Annotated in this window: 15 protein-coding genes; 11 read left to right on the plus strand and 4 right to left on the minus strand. The window is 35.1% G+C overall.

Annotation, left to right across the window (positions count from 1 at the left end; all coding sequences use genetic code 11):
* The first annotated feature begins 53 nt into the window (after positions 1-53).
* From QMO11_RS17590 to QMO11_RS17600, 3 genes are all read left to right on the plus strand, one after another.
* Positions 54-1,874: an ABC transporter ATP-binding protein gene (locus tag QMO11_RS17590; RefSeq protein ID WP_282038831.1), complete on the plus strand. Its 1,821-nt coding sequence runs from the start codon at positions 54-56 to the stop codon at positions 1,872-1,874.
* A 329-nt stretch (positions 1,875-2,203) separates the two neighbouring features.
* Positions 2,204-2,464: a cysteine-rich small domain-containing protein gene (locus QMO11_RS17595; protein ID WP_068473540.1), complete on the plus strand. Its 261-nt coding sequence runs from the start codon at positions 2,204-2,206 to the stop codon at positions 2,462-2,464.
* A gap of 87 nt (positions 2,465-2,551) precedes the next feature.
* On the plus strand, positions 2,552-3,103 hold the full coding sequence (locus tag QMO11_RS17600; RefSeq protein ID WP_282038834.1) for an FKBP-type peptidyl-prolyl cis-trans isomerase: 552 nt from the start codon (positions 2,552-2,554) through the stop codon (positions 3,101-3,103).
* A gap of 150 nt (positions 3,104-3,253) precedes the next feature.
* Here the strand turns inward: QMO11_RS17600 and QMO11_RS17605 are convergent, their stop codons facing one another.
* On the minus strand, positions 3,254-5,428 hold the full coding sequence (locus QMO11_RS17605; protein ID WP_282038836.1) for a DUF748 domain-containing protein: 2,175 nt from the start codon (positions 5,426-5,428) through the stop codon (positions 3,254-3,256).
* 535 nt (positions 5,429-5,963) lie between these two features.
* On the opposite strand from QMO11_RS17605, the gene QMO11_RS17610 reads away from it, so the two are divergent.
* The 7 genes from QMO11_RS17610 to QMO11_RS17640 all read left to right on the plus strand — a co-directional run bounded on the left by QMO11_RS17610 (position 5,964) and on the right by QMO11_RS17640 (position 17,801).
* Positions 5,964-8,540 (plus strand): TonB-dependent receptor, encoded by a 2,577-nt coding sequence (locus QMO11_RS17610; RefSeq protein ID WP_282038838.1) that lies wholly within the window; start codon positions 5,964-5,966, stop codon positions 8,538-8,540.
* An 11-nt stretch (positions 8,541-8,551) separates the two neighbouring features.
* The gene (locus QMO11_RS17615) at positions 8,552-9,448 is read left to right on the plus strand and encodes a hypothetical protein (protein WP_282038840.1); all 897 of its coding nucleotides are present in this window, start codon (positions 8,552-8,554) and stop codon (positions 9,446-9,448) included.
* 63 nt (positions 9,449-9,511) lie between these two features.
* On the plus strand, positions 9,512-10,570 hold the full coding sequence (locus tag QMO11_RS17620; protein ID WP_282038841.1) for an endonuclease: 1,059 nt from the start codon (positions 9,512-9,514) through the stop codon (positions 10,568-10,570).
* Between the two features lie 21 nt (positions 10,571-10,591).
* Complete coding sequence (locus QMO11_RS17625; RefSeq protein WP_282038842.1) at positions 10,592-12,613, plus strand: choice-of-anchor J domain-containing protein; 2,022 nt, start codon at positions 10,592-10,594, stop codon at positions 12,611-12,613.
* 70 nt (positions 12,614-12,683) lie between these two features.
* Positions 12,684-13,736 (plus strand): endonuclease/exonuclease/phosphatase family protein, encoded by a 1,053-nt coding sequence (locus tag QMO11_RS17630; RefSeq protein ID WP_282038843.1) that lies wholly within the window; start codon positions 12,684-12,686, stop codon positions 13,734-13,736.
* Between the two features lie 802 nt (positions 13,737-14,538).
* Positions 14,539-17,070, plus strand: a complete 2,532-nt coding sequence (locus tag QMO11_RS17635; RefSeq protein ID WP_282038844.1) for a TonB-dependent receptor — start codon at positions 14,539-14,541, stop codon at positions 17,068-17,070.
* A 26-nt stretch (positions 17,071-17,096) separates the two neighbouring features.
* Positions 17,097-17,801: a hypothetical protein gene (locus QMO11_RS17640; protein ID WP_282038845.1), complete on the plus strand. Its 705-nt coding sequence runs from the start codon at positions 17,097-17,099 to the stop codon at positions 17,799-17,801.
* A 768-nt stretch (positions 17,802-18,569) separates the two neighbouring features.
* Here QMO11_RS17640 and QMO11_RS17645 read toward each other — a convergent pair.
* The 3 genes from QMO11_RS17645 to QMO11_RS17655 form a co-directional block, all read right to left on the minus strand.
* The gene (locus QMO11_RS17645) at positions 18,570-19,475 is read right to left on the minus strand and encodes a bifunctional metallophosphatase/5'-nucleotidase (protein WP_282038847.1); all 906 of its coding nucleotides are present in this window, start codon (positions 19,473-19,475) and stop codon (positions 18,570-18,572) included.
* Positions 19,476-19,490: 15 nt separating this feature from the next.
* Positions 19,491-20,258 carry a 5'-nucleotidase C-terminal domain-containing protein gene (locus QMO11_RS17650; RefSeq protein WP_282038848.1) on the minus strand — a complete coding sequence of 256 codons (768 nt, stop codon included), beginning with the start codon at positions 20,256-20,258 and terminating at the stop codon, positions 19,491-19,493.
* Positions 20,259-20,372: 114 nt separating this feature from the next.
* A complete protein-coding gene (locus tag QMO11_RS17655; RefSeq protein ID WP_282038850.1) occupies positions 20,373-21,362 on the minus strand; it encodes a lipid A-modifier LpxR family protein in 990 nt (329 codons plus the stop codon).
* Positions 21,363-21,767: 405 nt separating this feature from the next.
* Here QMO11_RS17655 and QMO11_RS17660 point away from each other — a divergent pair, with 405 nt between their 5' ends.
* Positions 21,768-22,343: a DUF4251 domain-containing protein gene (locus QMO11_RS17660; RefSeq protein ID WP_075602864.1), complete on the plus strand. Its 576-nt coding sequence runs from the start codon at positions 21,768-21,770 to the stop codon at positions 22,341-22,343.
* Positions 22,344-22,350 lie beyond the last annotated feature (7 nt).

A 22,350-nucleotide genomic window follows, 5' to 3' on the forward strand; every position in this document is an offset into this window, starting at 1 on the left:
CGGCTGACTTTTTTTGTACATCGTAATGATGTTTTTACAGACTTAATAGATTAATGAAAGATTTTATTCAGATTCTAAAGCGATTTATACCTCCGTATAAACGTGCCCTTGTTTTAAGTATTTTTTACAACATTATATCAGCCTTGTTTTCAGGAATAGCTATGCTATTTATGATACCTATTTTAGAGGTGTTATTTCAAACAGCAAAAGAGGTAGATGTTTTGTTGCCTTGGCAAATGACAAAGGATGTGTTGGCCAATAATTTATACTATTACGTTACTCTTGTGAAGTTAAAATACGGGGTTGTATTGGTTATGCCATTTATTGGATTATTTATGCTTGTGGCAACCTTAATTAAGGTGGGGAGCATGTATATGGCCGATCATGAAATGGTAGGTATTAGAAACGGAGTAGTAAAGGATTTACGTACTCAAATTTTTAATAAGCTAATGCGTTTGCCAATGGCTTATTTCTCCGATGAGCGTAAAGGAGATTTAATATCACGGGCCACAGGCGATGTTACCGAGGTTGAAGGTTCAATAATGGCCTCGATAAATATGTTATTTAAAAACCCAATTATGATTATTGTATCGGTTGGATTTTTATTTGCCATTAGTTATCAGTTAACCATTTTTGTTTTTATTATGCTGCCTATTGCAGGTTGGATTATTGGTAAAACCGGAAAAACCTTAAAGCATAAATCTAAAGAAAGTAGAACTAAGCTTGGCGATTTATTAGGTATAGTAGAAGAAGCATTAGGTGGTTTAAGAATAATTAAAGCCTTTAATGCAGAGCCTAAAATGGAAAGGTGGTATGGCGATGAAACAGAGCAATACCGCACCATAATGAATAAGCTGCAGCGTAGATATGCCTTAGCGCATCCGGTCAGCGAATTTTTAGGAACCATTGTAATGGTATTTATAGTTTGGTTTGGTGCCATTATAATTAATGGCGAGGGAAGTACTCTTGATGGGGCTAGTTTTATTGCTTATATCGGGGTGTTCTATCAAATTATTAATCCTGCAAAACAGTTTTCAACGGGGTACTTTAACGTGCAAAAAGGCTTGGCGGCCATGGAGCGTATTGATACCATTTTACTCGCTGAAAATAAAATTACAGATAAAGCAACTGCCGTTGATAAAAAGGGGTTTGAAACAGCCGTAGAATATAAAAATGTGACCTTTGCCTACAAGGATAAAAAGGTACTTAAAAATGTATCTGTTTCTATTCCTAAAGGAAAAATGGTTGCCTTAGTTGGTCAATCGGGCTCAGGTAAAACAACCTTTGTTGATCTAATGCCTCGTTTTTACGATATACAAGAGGGAAGCATTGAAATTGATGGCACTGACATTCGTGATATGAAAGTATTTGATGTTCGCGAATTAATGGGTAATGTCAATCAAGAAGCCATTTTATTTAACGATAGTTTCTTTAATAACATTGCTTTTGGCGTGGAAGATGCTACTTTAGAGCAGGTTGAAAATGCCGCTAAAGTAGCCAATGCCCACGAGTTTATTATGGCTACTGAAAATGGTTACGATTCTGTTGTGGGCGATAGGGGAGGAAACCTTTCGGGAGGCCAACGCCAACGTATTAGTATTGCGCGTGCTGTACTTAAAAATCCCGATATTTTAATTCTCGACGAAGCCACATCGGCCTTAGATACCGAATCGGAAAAGCTAGTGCAAGAAGCCTTAGAAAATTTAATGAACTCACGAACTTCAGTGGTTATTGCTCACCGTTTATCAACTGTGCGTAATGCCGATATGATTTGTGTTTTTGATGATGGAGAGATTGTAGAACGTGGTACACATGACGAGTTAAAAGCTAAAGGCGGTGTCTACAGTAAATTGCACGATTTGCAAGTACGATAATTATACCGTATAATTTTAAATAATCAGATTTAAATATGGAGCTTGTCTTTTTTCAGACAGGCTCTTTCTTTTTTTGGGCGTGTCCCTAAAGGGCCGGGCTTTTTCGCTATATCTTTTTGCCCCCAAAAAGGTCAAAAAGGATGTCGCTTCAATCCCTCACGCAGCTAGGTTGCTGCTTTTGTAGGTATTAATTATTACTCCTTAGCTTTCGATAAGGCTATAATACCATCGTATTTCTAATTTACTTTTTATACTTTTGCCAGCTCTTTAATCTAAAATAACCAACAAAGTTATTTACGATATTCAGTACAATATTATAAACAAGAACGATGTCAGAGAATTATAAGTTTACCCAAAATCGCAAGTGCGAATATTTTCCTTGCCATAAAGTAAAAAATGAAGACGATTTTAACTGTCTTTTTTGCTTTTGCCCTCTGTATATGTTAAAAGATAAGTGTGGTGGAAACTTTAAGTATACAAACGGATTTAAAGATTGTAGTGATTGTACCATACCTCACACGCGCAAATCGCATGCCTTTGTTATGAGTAAAATGAAAGAAGTAACTAAAATAGCTAGCGAACGCAACTAAAAGTAAGTACAAACATCATTATTATACCTAATATTTCTAATCTTCTTTAATTAATATTCACCTTCTGCGGAAGACAAAGAACAACAAATGAAATTACGAGGATTATTAACACCATTATTTTTCACACTACTAACTGTAGGAATTTTCACTAGCTGTAAAAAAGATACACCCAATAACCCTTGGGACGATTATGATTTAGAGGAACAGCTAAAAATTGACGCTAAAATAATTGAAGATTATATAGCTGAAAATGATATTGATGCAGAGAATGTGGCAGTAGAAAACTCAGAAGGTGAAGCTGTTGAAACAGGAATTTATGTAGCTGTTACAGATTCATCACACTCTGAAGTTTACCCTAATAGCGATTCGCTTGTTGAGGTAAAGTATAAAGGCTATTTTACTAATGGAGACGTTTTTGAAGATACTGGAGACGAAAGTATTAAGTTTTTATTAGGGCAAGTAATTGTTGGTTGGAGAATTGGTTTTACTGCAGTTGCAGAAGGAGACAAAGCAACAATAATTATTCCTTCTCCATATGCATATGGGCCTGTAGGTGCTGGTCCAATAGGACCGAATGAAGTAATAATATTTGATGTAGAATTAATTAAAGTTAGCAACGGTAATATATCCGACCTTTAATTATTTACGATATATAGATGGAGGTTGGCTAGGTATAGTCAACCTTTTTTTGTTTAATAATTTAGTGAATATACTTTTCCCGAAGCCTTTAATGCACGAGTGACTATAAGCGAGCGTGCTTCCTGCCTATCTGTTAATTAGTATATGATGTTAAAAATCACCTTCAAATTCAACGCCAATACCGGATGAAATTTCTTTTATTTGATAAATTGGGCTTGGTATTTCATTTGACACTTCGTTATTTTTAATTTCGAATGCACCTGAATTAAGCTTGAGTTTATTGGTAAGATGTTTAACAAGTTCTGCATTTCTATCTTCTATTAATCTTTGATATAGTTTTTCTGTTTCATTCTCACCAATTATATCTATACACTTTGAATAAATACTTTCATTCTGGGTCAAACTTGTTTGCGCGTTGATGTATTTTATTAGCGCGGGTTTATTATCAGACAATAACTTTAGTTTGACCTTTAATAAATTGTCGTTGGTTTTTTTTGAGCGTTGCTTAGATTTAAGATATTGTATTTTGACTTGTTGAAATGCCAATTCTTCTTTATCCAATTGGGGATTAGTAATGGGATAAAATAGGAGTTTTTTTAATTCACCTGATTTTATTTTATCAGCTGCCTTTGATAAAATTACTTCTTGTTTGAACGGAATTTTTGATTTGCCAAAATTGAGCTTTATTGTCTCAGCATCCTTAGTTAGTTCGTTAATAGATTTACCAACGTGTTTAATTTTAGTTTTTCCAGCGTTTTTAAGGTATTGGATAAATGCCGTTCTTATTTCTTCGGTTAAAATAAAATTTTCATTCTTGCGATCACCTATAATTGGGATATCTATCGTAACGGTATTCCTCTTATCTTTTAGAATATTAAAGGCTGTTTGTACAGGCACTTTATATGCCGTTTTACTTTTTTGTTTGTCCCCGAATACTATGTTTGAGAAGGTAAGTCGATTGTTATTTGTGATATGATTATTGCTAACTTTTAGTTTAAACTGATAATCTAATGAGCCATTTAATATTGGTCTGCTTAAGTAGTGACTCGAAAATTCAGAATAGTTAACCAAAGGCAAATTAGTTAGATTCGCATTTACTTGCCATTCTTTTATATCGCCAGTGCTTAAACTTGCAGTTCCGTGTAATTTACCTCCACTCTTAATAAGTCCTTCGTAAGTAGCACTAATGTCATTGGTTTCGTTACTAATATTTGAGATGGAGGCAGTAATGTTCTGAATTTCTGTACTTATTTCAGGTTCAACTCTTTTGTCATTAAATAACAGATTTCCATTCATAACACTGATTTTACGAATCATATAATTCATAGTTGATTTTTCAACAGCGCCATTAGAGTGTTTTTTTTGCAAGAATTTACTCCAATTATTAGATGTATCATCAATAATAAGTTTGGTATTGGGTTCAAGTATTTCTATCGTTCTGAGGTAGAGGCTTGACTTAGTTGGTTTGTAATAATATATGTCTGCTTCAATACCTTTGATATTAGCTATTTCAGTTTTATTACCATCAAAAACAGATAAGTCGTTTATTGTTGTAACACCTGATATTTTAATGTCGTTTATATCAGATAAGCTCCCTACTATGGAGCAGTTAAAATTTAATAAGCCATTTAGCTTAGTTATATTAAAGTATTCCGATGTATAATCTTCAATGCTATTTAAGTCAAATTCATTTACCTTACAGTTTATCTGATATCGTTTATTCTTATCATCAAGCTGGGCTTGAAGATATAGGCTTCCATTATCGCCTAATTTTAGATTCAAACCTGCTTCTGATTCAGTGTTATTCCATGCCAATTTTGGTAACTGGAAATTTATAGCATTAAGAGAAATCTGTTTTCCAGTATTTTTGTCAGAAAAAACAATATTAGATTCTTTGAGCTCTATATTATAAATTGAATACTTCAATTCTTGTGTATTGCTCTTGTTACTTTTATTCCTCAAAGGTTCAAATGCATCATCAAAATTGAAACGAGAATCGTATTGGCTAATATTTACATTTAAACCACTGATGGTAAATTTAGATATTGAGTATTCATTATCTATTAGTTTAAACGGAGAAAAATCAAGATAAATATGCTCGATGCTTGCAAGGATATTAATATTATTGGTTTCAAATATTTTTACATCATTAGCGCTTATAGCAAATGTTAAAGGGTTAAAGTGCAAAGAGCTAATATCAATTCTATTACCTATTAGTTCAATTGAATTTTTTGTGATATATCTTTTTATTAATACTGAGCAGCTTGCAATGGTTATTATACTTAAAACACAGATTAGTAGTAATATTTTATATTTTAATTTCATGTGTTTTGGTTTGAAAGTTTAATTAATGTGCAAAGGCGTTGGGTGGTATAAGGATTTTTGTAATGCAAATATATGTTTTGCTTTAAATTTTGGGGTAAATTATTTCAATTAATCACCTTTATATATCGGTTAGTTGTATTATAGTTTAATTGTGTATTAATAATATTGAATTCACATTATTTAGCAGGAAAATGTATAAGAAAATGAAAATTAACATTGTATTAAGGTTGTGTTCTTTTTAGTTATTGATTATTTAAAACACTTACGAAGTGTTAATTGTATTTAGTCAATATACTGTTTTATATCCATATTTGATTGTTTTTAAATTTAGGGGTATTGATTAAAATTTACATTAAATTTTAGTTTATAGGTATTATTTGTAGGGGTGATTGTTTGAAATTATCATTTTTTCCATTTATTAAGCTTTATTTAACCTATTCGTAATTTTCTATTTCGATAATTACTTGTTTTTTTTATTCCTTTGCAGAGTTATATTATTACACATTTTTTTACACTCTAATAATTTAAACTAAGAATGAATTTAAAAAAACACAGGTTTCTATGGATGCTATTAATGGCCATATTACCAATGAGTATTTTAGCGCAAAACAAAGTAAGTGGTATTTTGGTGGATGCTTCAAATAATGAACCGTTAATTGGAGCTGCTATATACCTTGAGAAAGATAAGGGAGTTGGAACAGTTACAAATTTTGATGGTTTCTTTGAGATAAGTATAGAGGATGGTAAGCACGATTTGGTATTTCACTTTGTGGGATATATCGATCAAATTAAAACAATTAATGCAAAAGGGAATGTAGACTTAGGTACAATAAAACTAGAGTCTTCGTCTGTTGGCCTAACTGAGGTGTCAGTAGTGGCATCATTTGCAACTGACAGAAAAACACCAGTGGCTATTTCTAATATACCAGCTGCCGTTATACAAGAGAAATTAGGTAATCAAGAGTTTCCAGAGGTGCTAAAATCTACACCTTCTGTTTATGCCACTAAAGGAGCCGGAGGTTTCGGTGATTCTCGTGTAAGTATTAGAGGCTTTAATACTAGTAATATTGGTGTACTTATTAACGGTGTGCCAGTTAACGACATGGAAAATGGTAAAGTATACTTCTCAAACTGGGCTGGTCTTAACGATGTTACCTCAGTAATGCAGGTGCAGCGTGGTCTAGGAGCTTCTAAGCTTGCGATATCATCTGTAGGTGGAACGATGAATATTTTAACCAAAAGTGCTGATGCTGAGCAAGGCGGATCGTTTTATGCAGGTATGGGTAACGATGGTTATATGAAAACCAACTTTAATGTTTCAACAGGTTTAATGGAAAATGGTTGGGCCTTAACTTTAATGGGAGGTGCTGTTAAAGGTGATGGTTACATTAACGGAACAAGCTTTGAGGGGTATAACTACTTCGCTAATATTACAAAGGTAATTAATGAAAACCATCGTTTGTCATTTCAAATTTTTGGCGCGCCACAAACGCATGGTCAGCGTGGTAATAAACACTTAATATCAACACTTGAGGATAAAAATGAAAATCTACCTTTTTCTAATACCTCGGGTGCTAAATATAATTCAGAATATGGTATTCGTAATGGCGAAGAGTACGGTGGAGGATATGGTTACAACTTTTACCATAAACCACAAGCCTCAATAAATCACTATTGGAATATTAATTCTACAACGGTTTTAAGTACTTCTGTTTATGCTTCTGTTTCGACAGGAGGTGGTCGCCGATTAAGAGGAGATTTAGCTTCAGAAGTGGAGTATGATAGAAATAACTTTAAGTTCACTAGTATGGATTGGCGCACTGGTGATGGCTTAATTGATTGGGATAAGATGATTGACCATAATAATGAAATTAACGGGAAGTCAGATTTTATTATAGCTAATTCAATAAACTCTCATCAATGGTATGGTTTATTATCAAGCTTAAATACAACTGTTGATAATGTGAACTTAACTTTTGGTTTAGATAGTAGATATTATTTAGGAGAGCATTACGAGCAAATCGATGATTTACTTGGAGGTCAGTTTTTCTTGGATGATAAAGATGTAAATCGTTCAGATAACACACCGTTAAGAAAAGGTGATATTTATAGTTTTAACAACGATATGCAAGTATTACGTAATGGTTTATTTGCACAAGCTGAGTTTGTTTTAGACCAATGGTCGGCATTTGTTTCTGGCGCTTCGTCTTATCAAAACGTACGACGTATCGATTATATTCAGTATGAGCCAGGTAATCAAATTTCTGATTGGGCTAACTTCTTAGATTGGAGTATTAAAGCAGGTGCTAATTATAATATAAGCGATAAGCACAATGTATATGCAAATGGGGGTTATTTTATTCGTTCACCATTTATAAAGTTTGTGTTTGATGGTTATACAAATGATATTATTGAGGATGCGCCATACGAGAAGGTGTTAACCTTTGAAGGAGGTTATGGTTTTAAAACACGTAATCTTAGTTTGAAATTAGGTGTTTATCATACCGAGTGGAGAGATCAGGGTTTAAGTAGAAGTTTTCAAGGACAAAGCTTTTCTCTTCTAGGTTTAAATTCGTTACACCGAGGAGTTGAGTTTGAAGGATCATATAAACCAACCAAAAATTTAACAATTACTGCTATGGCATCAGTGGGAGATTGGAAGTATACAGATGACGTTCGTTTCCAAGAATTTGATGACCAAGGAGAGTTTGTAGGTGAATTTAATGCTTATGTAAAAGACGTTAGCGTTGGTAACTCAGCTCAAACAACTGCAGCTTTAGGTCTTAACTATCGTTTTTTTAATGGTTTTAATATTGGCCTTGATGGAAACTACTTTGGTCGCAACTTCGCAGATTTCGATCCAGCAAACAGAACTACTCCTGAAACTAGTGGTGTTGATGCTTGGCAAATACCAGATGCTTACCTAATGGATCTGAATGCAGGTTATAACTTTGCTATCGGCAACGTAATGACTCGTATCTCGGGTAGAATAAATAACCTATTTGATACAGTTTATATTACTGATGCTGATGATGGATTTACGTGGCAAAGTTCTCCAGTTTATTATGGTTTCGGTCGCACTTATTCTTTAGGTCTAAAAGTTAACTTCTAAAAAAATAAAAAATGAAATTTAATTATATATACTTAATTGTTATTGCAATAATTACTTTTGCTTGTGAACCTTTAGAGGATATCACTAACCAATTGGATGATGCATATACAGGGCCATTAAACAAGAGCCTGACTTATACTTTAACTCCATCTGATTATGTTAGTATTAGTAAATTGGTACAAGAGGATGCCCTTACGCCAGAGGAGCTAGAACTGGCAAAAAGCATTGCTGAAGATACTATTCTTTATAAAGGTTATTCTGTTGATTATATTCCTAGTGTGATAGATGCACCCTTTGCTGGATACGCTAATAAATCTATTACGGAGGTAACCTTTAGAACTGCAGATGCTCTTGAAGCGGCGGTAGATACAGTGGCTGAATATTACGAAATGCAAGCAGCGCGTTTTTGGAAGTTTTCTCCAGTAGTAGATGTTGTTATGGGTACTCCGGAGTTTCAGTTAATTACCGATTATGTAAAAAATAGCAAAGATCTTGGTACGTATTGGGAAGACAGGTATAATGGAGGACGAGACCTTTATTATGGTAGTACCGCTCAGTATTCAAACTTTGATTTATCACACTATAACAGAGCAAATTCTGGCAGAGATTTTATAGGTGATGCTACTGTTGATCCAACCTTAGCTGCTTTATTTGATACAAATCAATTGGCAGAATTAGATGAAGCTTTGATTGATAGAGTGGGAGAAGGAGTTATGATTATGCTTAAGGAAAAGTACAAAGAGGCTGGTGCTCAAATAGAATCGAACGGTGTAACAATTACCTATAGAGTAACCAATGCCAAATTAAGATACAACGATAAAAGTGAGAAATTAGCTACATACAGTTTTAACTGTACAAAAGCTTCTCCAAATCCTGAGTTTGTTTTACTATCAGGTCCTGTATTTTAAATAAGTCTAATCTCTTAAGTCCATGGCTTAAGAGATTATTATTCAATCAACAATAATTTTATAATGAATTATATAAAATTTACATTTCACCTTTTATTAGTAACATTTACCGTATTTTCTATTACATCTTGTGACGGTGATACCATTGAGGATGTGCTTCCTCCGGATTATGTTGACCCTAACGAGAAACCTGATGATTCAGATGAGGAAGACGATGATACTGTAATTATTGCTTATGATTATATCATACCTCAAGTAGATGTTAATGGGCGTATAATTGTTAGTGGTAATCCTCCACTGTATACAGACACAGCCAGCTATCATGTGGTTTCAGTAGCATATGATATTGATAATAATAAACCTTTTGATATTGAAACTTATTACGCATCAGCAATAGGGAAAAAAGGAGATGCGCTAAAAGCAGCTATAGCTAGTATAATTACGGACAATTATCAAGCAGTAAGTTATGGTGATGCACGTTATATAATGGAAAAAGCGGATAATGATCCTGTAAGTGGTCGCACTTGGTGTTTTTATCAGGAGATGACAGGTAATCCAACTTGGGATAGTGGCAGTACTTGGAATAGAGAGCATGTATGGGCACAATCTAGAGGTTTAAAACAGGTTGGAGAATCAAGTGCGGATAACTCAACAAAAGGTATCGCTTCCGATGTACATAATCTTAAAGCTGAAAATCCCGGAGTTAATGGAATTAAAAGCAATAGAGATTTTGAAACAAAGTCGGATGATGCTAATTATTTTGGTGTGCACGGTTCGTATTCTTACGCGCCAATGGTTTCTGCTCGAGGTGATGTAGCTCGTATTTTAATGTATATGGAGTTGCGTTGGGCTGATAGTAAAGGCTTGTATTTAGATGATTCTAGTACTAATTCAACAGGGTCACACGATGGAGGCCCTGCACGACAAGGAAGAGTCACTAACCTGATAGAGTGGCATAGTACCGATCCTGTTGATCCCTTTGAAATACGACGAAATAATATTGTATTTCAACATCAAAACAATAGAAATCCTTTTGTAGATCATCCTGAACTTGTAGATCATATTTACGGTAGTAAAAAGGATGTTGCATGGGATGGTGGAGTAGTTTATTCAGTTAATTAAGAAAAAAAACAATAATTTATAATGAGAGCAATACATAAGTTTTTATCGTTAGCACTTGTTTCATTAATCGCTTTTTCGTGTATCGATGAAATAGGTGAAATTGTACGTAAAGGTAATGTACAGTTAAAAATAAATACACCAGAGGTAATTACAGTTGCTGAGGACTTTGTGGTAAAAATAAAGTTATATAGAGAGTATAATGGCGTTGTTGTTGAGTCTAAGTTAGGCATCGAATCAATTGCCGAAGATGGTACCATCACAACAGAAGCTATTGCTGTTGAAGAAGGTAATTGGGAATTGCAAACAGCCAGTGTTTTAAAGGAAAAAGATAATACGCCTGTATATGTAGGTGTTGATAAGGACGATCCGCGAGCAGAAGGTATTGACGTGGCATTTTTGCTTCCGCAAAATAGTAATATACTTACGGATGCCCCTGTTGTATTCGAAGTTACAACTGTAGACTTTGACCCAGCAGTTGATGTTGTGGCGGCTACAAAATTATTTTACGATTTTTCCGATGGTGTAAAATATGATAAAATTACCAAAAATGGTTGGTTAACCGTTGATGCCAAAGAAGGAGCAGATAGAGGTTGGTCATATAATGAAGTTGATATTGATGGTGTAGTAAATAAATATGCTCAAGGATCAGGTTTTGGAGGTACAGAAGCTTCGTATACTTCATGGATGATATCGCCGCCATTAGATGTTACTAACACAATAAATAAACAAGTAGCATTTAAAACAGCAAAAGCATATTGGGCAGCAAGTACAGAGTTTAAGGTGTATATTATGGATGGTGTTGATCCGTCAATAGCAAATAAAACTGAGTTAGCAGCAGTATTAGCTGCTGAAGCAGATGAGGATAATGCATGGATTGAATCAGGGGATATTGATTTATCTGCATACTCAGGTGTTCAGTATATTGCCTTTTATTATAAAGGAGATGGTGCTGGTGCCAATTCAACTAGTTTTAGAGTAGATGATTTTACTTATGGTGATGTAGATGAAGATGACCAAGGCACTGAGCCTCCTGCACATTCATATTTGTATGAATTTGTTGGCGAAAATTATGCCCCTGTTGTAGGTGATGGATGGACTACTTTAAATAAAGATTCAGATCCAGAACGTCAATGGTCATATACTAGTTATAATGATGATTATTATGCCCAAGCCACAGCTAAAGGAGCGGGTTTAAATACTGAGATTGAAAGCTGGATGGTGTCTCCATCATTAAACATTAAGGATGTGGTTGCAAAAACAGTAAGTTTCAGTACGGCTAAATACGGATGGCAACCTGCAACAACTACATTTGAAGTGTATGCTGCTGATAGCAATGACCCAACAACAGCGAAAATGGCCAAATTAAACTTTAAAGTGGCTGGGGATTCTGATGCTGATCATGCTTGGGTTGAATCAGGAAACATTGATCTATCGTCCCTAGTCGATTGGGAAGAGCTGTATATTGTTTTTTACTATAAAGGAACTGATCTTGATGAGAACTGTACCTTTAGGGTTGCCAACTTTAACTTTGGTGATGCTAAAGGAGAAGGTGGGAGTATAGATGGTGGAGTGGATATTGATCTTGAGCCAGATGTAACTTACGACTTTAAAGAGAACTTTGATAACAATACGATTGGTAATAGTTACGTCGATGGTTCATTTACCGGTAATAATGGTATTGAATGGACTTATGTTGCTTCACGTGATGAAAATGGAGATGGTAATGGTGCTGGTATCGATGGAAATGCGTTAATGTTACGTAGGTTATCTGATGCTAGTAAAGTAACATCTTCTACTATTTCGGGCGGGATTAAAAACTTTAGAGTAAAGCTTTATAAAGGTTTTACAGGTGGTGGTGACCGCCAGGCTGAATTATTTATTAACGGTAATTCATATGGTACATCAGAAGCTTTTGATGATAACAATAAGCACATTTGGACCATTGATGATATTAATGTTTCAGGCGATGTTACCATTGAAATCAGAAATATCACCGAAAAACAGCTTATTATTGATGATATTGAATGGAATTCATTCGAGTAAATAATTAACTTTCTATTATAATTGAAAGCTACCAAAATATTGGTAGCTTTCGTTGTTTTAAAATAATACGATGAAAAGAGTAATATACTTAATAGCGGCAGGTTTGCTAGTGTTTAATGCCTGTACGGTAACTAAAAAAGATAAGGTAGATAAAGGTGCAGTTGTGGCATTTTATAATGTCGAAAACCTATTTGATACCATTGATACGCCAGGAGTTAATGATATCGATTTTACACCTGAAGGAAAGTACCAATGGGATGCTGCTAGGTATGCCAGTAAGTTAAATAAACTAGGAGAGGTAATTGCCGATTTAGGTGCTGATGAGGGTTTTGAGGGTCCATCGGTTATTGGTTTATGCGAGGTTGAAAATATAGATGTATTAAAAGATTTAGTTGCTAATGATCAGTTGGCTCCATTAGGATACGAGATTGTACATTATGATTCTCCGGATAAACGAGGTATCGATGTGGCTTTGTTTTATAAAGCTTCCGATTTTAAATTAGCTAAATCGAGCATTCACCCACTTATTATTCACGATAAAGAATCAGGTGATAGAGTATTTACTCGTGATCAATTATTAGTAGAAGGTGAGTTAAAAGGCGATTTTGTTTATCTGATAGTAAACCATTGGCCAAGCCGATATGGAGGCGAGGAGCGAAGCCGACCATCGCGTTTAGCCGCAGCTCAACTTAATAAATCTATTATCGATTCTATATTACATGTTAATGCCAATGCTAAAATTATAAGCATGGGCGATTTAAACGATGATCCCCACAACGTTTCCCTTAAACAAGGATTACAAGCTTGTAGTTTCACCAACTGTTGTGCTAATAATAATTGTTCTTTGTTTAATGCCATGGAGCAATTACATCAGCCCGACTCTATAGGTACTTTGATGTATAGAGGAAAGTGGAACCTGTTTGATCAGATGATTATTACTAAAGCTTTACTGGATAAAAGTAATGAGGGTTTAAAATTTGATACGGCAAAAATCTACAATAAACCTTATTTAATTCAGCAAGAAGGAAAATACAAAGGCCACTTGTTGCGTACTTTTGGTGGTAGAACATACCTCGATGGATATAGCGACCATTTACCAGTGTATATGATACTGACCAAATAGTATGGTATCTTAACAATAGCGTTTTAAAGGATTTTTAAGATTAAGGCTAACTCACTAATGAATAATTTGTTATTGGAATGTGTTTTATTGTAGGCTTGTATTTAAGCGCCTTGTTAGGCTGGCCTCTTTACAAAAGGCTTTTGTTTTAGTTGGAGCTTTAGTAAGACTGGCTAGCTAAGAGCTTTGTTCTTAGATCCGCCAGCCGCACTTAAGCTTCAAATAAATAAGAAAGTTTTTTGGAAAGCAGCCTTGAATTTCTTTGCTTCTGTTTCTTGCTTCAAGGCAAGAAATGAATTTGGGCCTACCTGCTGGTAGGCAGGTTTGGGCAAATAGCCCAACACGTAATATTATTTAGGACAACATTCGTTTCTTAAGCAACTTCACTATAAACTTCTGTAAAGAGGAATGCAATTCGAATTGTATTCCTCTTTTTTTTGAAAAAGAAGGTGTTTTTCCTCAATAAAGATGTGAGCGAAAGTGAAAATTAGATAATTTTTGTAATGAATATATCTTCGTTTATTCTCCATAATTAACACTAAGGTAATATAAGTGGGTTTAAAAAATATAAGTTAATTCTTTAGGCTTGTGTTAAGTATTTGAATCGCAAGCATACGTGTCTGTTTGGTTTATTTTCAGCCAGTATTATCATTAGTTAAATTACCTTAATGGTTACAATTAGATAACACTAATTTTAACAAACGTTTTAATTCTCAATTACAAATTGGCATACTCTTAGTTGTTGTGGCAGCGACCAAAAAGGTCGTTTATATTAATTTATTATTACACAAAAACTACGTAAAAAATGAGAATCCGATTATTCAGGTTCGTTTGGCTTTTAAGTTTGGGCTTATTACCACTATCAGCCATTGCACAAACAACTGTTACAGGAACAATTACCGATATTAAAACGGGAGAGGAGCTAATTGGGGCATCTGTTGTTGTTAAAGGTACAGTTAATGGAACAGTTTCTTCATTTGATGGAACCTTTACTCTTGAAGTTGAAAATGGAGATCACACCCTAGTGTTTAGCTACATCGGTTACGATGCTATTGAGAAAAATGTAAGCTTAAATGGTACTCCTGTTGACATGGGTATTGTTACGTTAGGAAGTAACGATGTTGGCCTTGATGAGGTTAAGGTTGTAGCCAACTTTGCGGTAGACCGTAAAACACCGGTTGCAGTATCAACCATTCAACCAAAAATGATTGAAGAAAAATTGGGTTCTCAAGAGTTCCCTCAAGTATTAAAGGCCACACCAGGTGTTTATGCTACTAACTCAGGTGGAGGATTTGGTGACTCACGTATTACTTTACGTGGTTTTGATACCGATAACATTGCAGTAATGATTAATGGTGTTCCGGTAAACGATATGGAAAATGGTGCCGTTTATTGGAGTAACTGGTCTGGTTTATCAGACGTTACTCGTACAATGCAAGTTCAGCGTGGTATGGGAGCTTCTAAATTAGCGGTTCCATCTGCCGGAGGTACAATTAATATATTAACGGCCACTACCGATAGTAAACCAGGTGGAAATATCTACTATGGAATTGGTAACGATGGTTACGAAAAAATGGCATTTACTGCCTCAACAGGTTTAAATGATAAAGGTTGGGCTTTTACATTCTCTGGTTCTCATACCGAAGGTAAAGGTTGGGCTGATGGATTACAATTTGAAGGGTGGAGTTACTTTGCCAATGTTTCAAAAGTAATTAATGATAAGCATACACTTTCATTCAATGTATTTGGAGCAAATCAATCGCACGGACAGCGTCGTACAATGATGAGCTTAGATGAGTGGAATCAATACGGACGTAAGCACAATGCCGATTGGGGTTACCTTAACGGAAGCGAGTACAATGCACGTACAAATTATTATAGCAAGCCTCAAATGTCGTTAAATCACTTTTGGAATATTAACGATGATTTGAATCTTAAAACTGTATTATATGCCTCTCAAGGTAGAGGTGGTGGTGTAGCTGGTTTTGGCGACGATCGTAATTTCAACGATTATCGTGTAGGCGACAGCAGAAGCTTAATCGATTTTGATCGTTTATACCGCGAAAATGCACAAAACGGTCAGTCATCTACATATATGGCATCATCTGTAAATAATCACGATTGGTATGGTGGAGTTTCTACCTTAGACTGGAATGTGAATAACAACCTTAAGTTTATTGGTGGATTAGATGGACGTTATTATTATGGCGAGCATTACCAAGTATTAGATGATTTAATGGGTGGTCAATATGCCGTTGTAAACCGTAATAAATATGGTCAGAACATGGATGTGGTTGTTCGTGAAGGCGATATTGTAGGTTACCATAGTGATGGAGAAGTATTGTGGGAATCAGCTTTTGCTCAGTTAGAGTATAGCGAAGGTCGTTTATCTTCTTTCGTTAACATGGCTGCTGCAAATGTTTCATACCGTCGTTACGATTTTGAAGATCATGCAAAAGGCGATCATATTACCGATTGGCAACACCACCAAACTATTTCTGCAAAAGCAGGTGTTAACTTTAATATTGATGGAAAAAACAACGTATTTTTCAATACAGGTTATTTCCAACGTCCTCCGATGATGAACGCTGTATTTATTAACAATACAAACAATGTCAACGATGGAGCTAAAAATGAAGGTATTTATAGTGTTGAGTTAGGATACGGTTACCGTAGTAATACCTTATCGGTTAATGCGAATGCTTATTATACCTATTGGCAAGATAAAACCATGATTCAATCAATGTACGATGACAATGGCGAGTTCTTCGGATATGCAAACATTTTAGGTTTGGATGCTCAACACATGGGTGTTGAAGTTGATTTTGAATGGAGACCTACAACTAAGCTTACAGTTACCGGTATGGGATCTGTTGGTGATTGGACTTGGGCAAACGATGTAAACGCTACTTTTGTTGATCAAGATCAAAATATTATTGGCGATTATAAGCTTTATACTGAAGGTTTAAAAGTAGGTAACTCAGCACAAATAACAGCTGCTTTAGGTGCTAAATACGAAATTTTAGAAGGCCTAAGTATTGGTGCCGACTATACTTATTTTGCTAAAAACTACGCTAACTTCTCGCCAGAAGACAGAACTGATGAAGCTTCATCAGGCGTTCAGGCTTGGCAGTTACCAAACTTTGGTTTATTAGACGTAAATGCATCTTACCGATTCAAAATTGGAAATCTAAATGCTTCTGCATTTACTCAAATTAGTAACCTTTTAGACGAGTGGTATATTGCCGATGCTAATGATGGCAGAACTTGGGATGCATCATCGATGTATATTGGTTTAGGTAGAACTTGGTCGTTTGGTTTAAAGCTTGACTTTTAGTATTTGATTATTAAAGAAACAGAACAATGAATTTATTTAAAAGCATATTATTTTTATCCGTAGCATTTACGTTTTTCTCTTGCGATCCTTTAGATGAATATAGAGATGATTTAAATGATAACCTTGAGGCTGACGATGATTGGTACATCTTTATCTCTGAAAGGGATTTAGCTACAGAAGCAGAATACAACGCAAATTCTCCTTATGTTTTAACTGATGAGGACTATGAAATGTCTTCAAATAAATCAGTAGCCGATTACAAGAATTTTTCGGATAGTGCACCTTTTGATGAGTATTTACCAGAAACCATTCATAATTTATACGGAAACAATGGCGAATTAGTAACCGTACAATTTGCCTATTTTTTAGGTAGCGAAGGCGGAACTGTTGATTCAACTTGCTTTGTAACCTACGTGCGCGAAACACCTGCCGATTCATCTTATTGGCAAGTAGTACCTAATTATGAACTTATTGAATCAGATAATAAAGAAAGTACAAACACTTATACTTTAATTGCTTCTGATTATACAATGGTGGGTGAAGGTTATCCAAACTTTGATTTACGCTACAATACCAAAGCAGATATTATTGAAAAAATCAATACTATCATCAAATCGCACCACATGTTAGATCTTGAAGAAGGCCAAATTTGGCAAGTTTCTTTTGCTACATATGGCGAAGGCTCTGAGGTAATTACTTCACCAATGTATTTAGAAGTGATTATAGACTAGTTCTTGATAAATTATAAAGGTTGTTCTTAAGGAGCGGCCGCAAATACTATAAAAGCAGTAATGCGAGGGTTTAAACCTTGTGTTACTGCTTTTTTTGTATGGTTTCACCTGATGGGTCAAATTTGGTATTAGATCTTCTATTTTTAGTGATGGATGGTGCGTAATTTATATTTGCTTGCCGGTAATTTGCATCAGCTTATCTGTAATTTATATGGGATGGCTTGTAATGCGTATTAGCTTACACATAAAACACACGCGCTGGTGTGTAGTTGGTATTAGATGATGCTCAGTTTGCACTGGATGTCCCTCAGTTTACACTGGATGGTGCGTACTTTGTATTGGCGCTCGCCTTGTAAACACTGGGTTTTAATAAAAAATGGATGTTTGCTCTTGTATTGATTATTGCTCGCAACTTTCTATGGAATGGCTAAGCTTTGCTAGATGGGTTTTGCTAATGCTAAGCCACCAACTTACTGATTTATGCCAATGTGCGGCCCTGATAGGAGTGGCAGCCCTTTGTGGTTTGGGTTTAGGCAGCTTTAAGTGGCGGATGCGACCGCAGGAAGCACACGCACGCTTTAGGCTGACTTAAGCTAAAACATAAAGGCTAAAACGCATAGCAGGATATGGCGCCCCAATACGTACTTTAGTAATGCTTGTGGTGCAAGTGGGCTTATGCTTAAGAGGAAGGAAAGTAAATATACAAAACGAGGATATCTATTGAATAGATACCCTCGTGTTACTGTGTTATTGGTTGAAAGCCTTATTTTAAACCATTTTATGGTAAGCTAATGTTTTGCTTTTTTTGTGCGCGTGCATGGTTAAATCAATTCTGCCTAATTTAACACCTCCCCAGCCTGCTTGATTGATAATAACAGGTTCTTGATTAAGGTTAGTTACAATGGTGGGTTCGTCTAAAAAGGTATGCGTATGGCCTCCTAAAATCACATCAATGTTTTCTGATTTTGTGGCTACTTCTACATCGCTAACCTTATCCGATTCGTATTTGTAGCCTAAATGCGATATGCAAATTACCGCATCGCATTGGTCGTCTTCTTTTAGCTTTTTTGCCAGACGATTGGCAACCTCAATGGGGTTGTTGTATGTAATGTTTCCACACATTCTGGGGTCAACTAAGCCTTGTAGTTTTATGCCAAGTCCGATAATACCAATTTTTAAATCGCCCTTTTTAATGATTTCGTAAGGCTTTGTTAGCGATTCAAGAGGCGAGTTTGTGAAATCGTAATTAGAGCAAACAAAAGGGAACTGAGCCTCTTTAACACGTTCGGCTAAGTTTTCAGCACCACTATCAAACTCGTGGTTTCCGATTGTTGCGGCATCGTATTTCATTTTGCTCATTAGGCTGATATCAAGCTTGCCATCAAATACATTAAAGTAGGGTGTGCCCTGAAAAATATCACCGCAATCTAATAGTATTACATTGGGCTCAGTAGCTCTTATTTTTTTAACCAGAGCAGCCCTACGTGCATAGCCTCCTTTATTGCCGAATTTTTTATCGTTGGCCGGAAAAGGATCGATATGACTATGCACATCGTTAGTGTGCAGTATGGTTAGTTTTTTATCCTTATTACTACTACAAGCAGTGGGTAGTAATGCAGCAGAAGCGCTTGCTAGGGTAAGCGTTTTTACAAAGTTTCTTCTTGAATGTGACATTTTATGACCGTTTGCTTAGTTTAACAGAGTAATGCGTTTGTTGTTGTTTGCCTCAATGCTAAGGTTTTGTTCTGAGAGCGATTCGATATGTGAAACAATAGCTTCACGTACTTTTAGTTCAATGTTGGCTCTACTAATCGGATTAAGTAACATGCTATAGTTATCTCCTCCATTGGCAAGATAATCGGATGTGGATAGGTAGTAGTGGGCTTTAGTATCGATGGTTTTATTATTTAGCTTAATATTTTTTGCCTCGCCATTTTCTATGGTAAAGCTTAAGCCTGCAATTCCATCTCCTTTTGATTTAACAATATGGTCTACCAATGCTAATACAGTTTCTCCGGTTAGCTTTACCAACACAATTTGATTCTCAAAAGGCATTACTTCATAAATATCTCTTAGTAAAACCTCTCCTTTGGGAATGTCAGATCGTAAACCTCGGGTATTTACAAGTGAGAATAGGGGTAAGCTTTCTAGTTTGTTTTTTGAAATATACTCAGCAGTTTTATCTTGCATTATATCAGCAACAAGGTTCGAAAGAGGACTTTCTGGTTTTTCAGCAATTAAAGTTTCAGAGCTTACTCCAATTACCCGATTCATTTGCGAGTCGAGTTGTAATTGATAAGGTTTTATATAATCTTGCATCATAGCATTACCTGTAATAGTTGAGTCAATGCTCATTAATTGGCCAGAGTAATGCTGTTTATGACTGGTATTATCGCACGAATAAAACGAAAAGCTTAACAGTGCGAGTGTTGCAATAATAGTAAAGTGTTTTTGCATATCTAATAATCTATATTTTTATCAAAAGTAACCATTCACTTTATAATACACTTAAAGTTAATGTTATGAATTGAGTAGTTTGTAACTGTGGTTTGTGTATAACGTGTTGTTGTTTCAAAAGTTATAAAAGAAAATAAATGAATGATAGGTGTGATTTAGTCCGCCATTAAATTCGGGCGATTGCCAGTTTAAATGAAATGACGCTCCTACATTTTTATACATGAGTGTTATGCCCGATTTCACCGAAAACACAATACGTTCTACCTGATGAGGTAGTATAACATACTGGTCAGAATCAGTTACAAACGGACTGCCTTGCATAGTGGCGTTATAACCTACAAATTTTACCTGTGGCCCAAAGGTGAAATAGGCCTGAAACTTTTTAAAAAGGTATATGTTTTCACCCGCGCTTTGGTAGGTTGAATTCATTAAACCAACTCTGTATGTTAAACCAAGAGAAAGGTCATCGTACATAGTACCTACTCTTATTCTACTTAGAGCCTGAACCTCGTGAAACTCATCTGTAATTAAGCCCTTATTCACCGTAAGGTTGTAATTAAATACCGGAACTTGCTTAATTTCATTAGCCCACCCCAATGGTAAATGATTGTCTGATAGAACATGAAATTTATATTGTGTAATGCCCGCTAATGAATTAGGACCAATAAACCCGAAATCGAATTCATTATTAATAAAAAGCTTTTTCTCGTAGTTTGAGCTTCTGATAAACGATTTGGCATACAAAGCACCAGCATATGGTCTGTCTCCAATTAATACTTCCTGAACTTTAATAATAGTGGGTGTATAGGTTTCTTGATGAATTGATAAACCATAAACCGATTGAAATCCTTTAGGTTTAAAAAATAGGAAGTTGAGCGGATTTTTTTCTAACGCAGGCAAAATTATTTCCATCCCAAGCCCTTGGGTATAGTAATAGTCTGTTTGCATCATCACGTCATTATCCCAAAGTAGTTTATACGATGAAAATTGAGATACATCAATGATATTGTCATTGTTTTGAGCCTTTAAGTTAGCTCCAAAACCCAATGCAATAAAATTAATTATTGTGAAAACTAGATATATGTTACTGATCCGTCGGTTCATAAATATTGGTGCTTCCCAATTTTTAGTATTGAAGTTACTCGCAGTTTTTCCGCATTACTTTAAACAACTTCATTATATAATTACAGTTATTATTATTGTTAGATCTTATTTGTTTCAATATTTCTAAGCCATTCCCATCTATCAAGCAAAAACAAAACCAAAACATTATATTTTGTAAAAAATATTTTCGTAGCAAACATTTAAGCTTGTACTTGTTATTTAGGTATCTATTTTGGCGCCATTATTAAACAAATACCAAATGCTTATGTTTATATTTTGTAGCGCAACTTCAAACAGAAATGCTTTAATCAAATAAAGTAAAGTTGAGCTCTTAATTTCTTTATTATCCAACATGCTTTTGTTAAATTACATATTGGTAATGGCTTAAGAACAAATTATGAACTTATGAAAAACTTAATAATCGTATTTATCCTATTCTTTACTTGTAGCATAATTACCGCTCAAGAAACTGAAAAGAAGATGACTCGCAAAGAAAGGCGAGCATTAGAAAAAGAACAAAAAGAAGCTGAACAAAAGCTTTATGAAGAGCAACAATCAGCACTTATTAAGCTGGCCATTGATAGTGCCAATTGGGTGCTTGAAGCCGATATGTTATTCGATCGTTATGGTAAATCTGTTAACGTTTCATCTACACTCAATTTTATTGGTGTAACCAATAAATACGCAACGGTTCAGTTGGGCCGTAATTCAGGTATTGGTTATAATGGAGTAGGGGGTGTTACTGTAGATGGTAGAGTAACAAAATACGAAGTAGATTATAATGAGAAAAAAGGCACCTACTTTATTGTATTAATTGTTAGTTCTTCGTTGGGCACTTTCGATATACGAATGAATACCAATAACACTGGCGATATGGTTGATGCAACCATTAAGGGTAACGGACCTCAAAGTGTAAGATATAATGGCAGGCTTTTGCCAACCACCATGTCTTCTATTTATAAAGGAACTCCAATATTTTAACTAAATA

It is taken from the genome of Saccharicrinis aurantiacus, assembly GCF_947489045.1.
GTDB lineage: Bacteria > Bacteroidota > Bacteroidia > Bacteroidales > Marinilabiliaceae > Saccharicrinis > Saccharicrinis aurantiacus.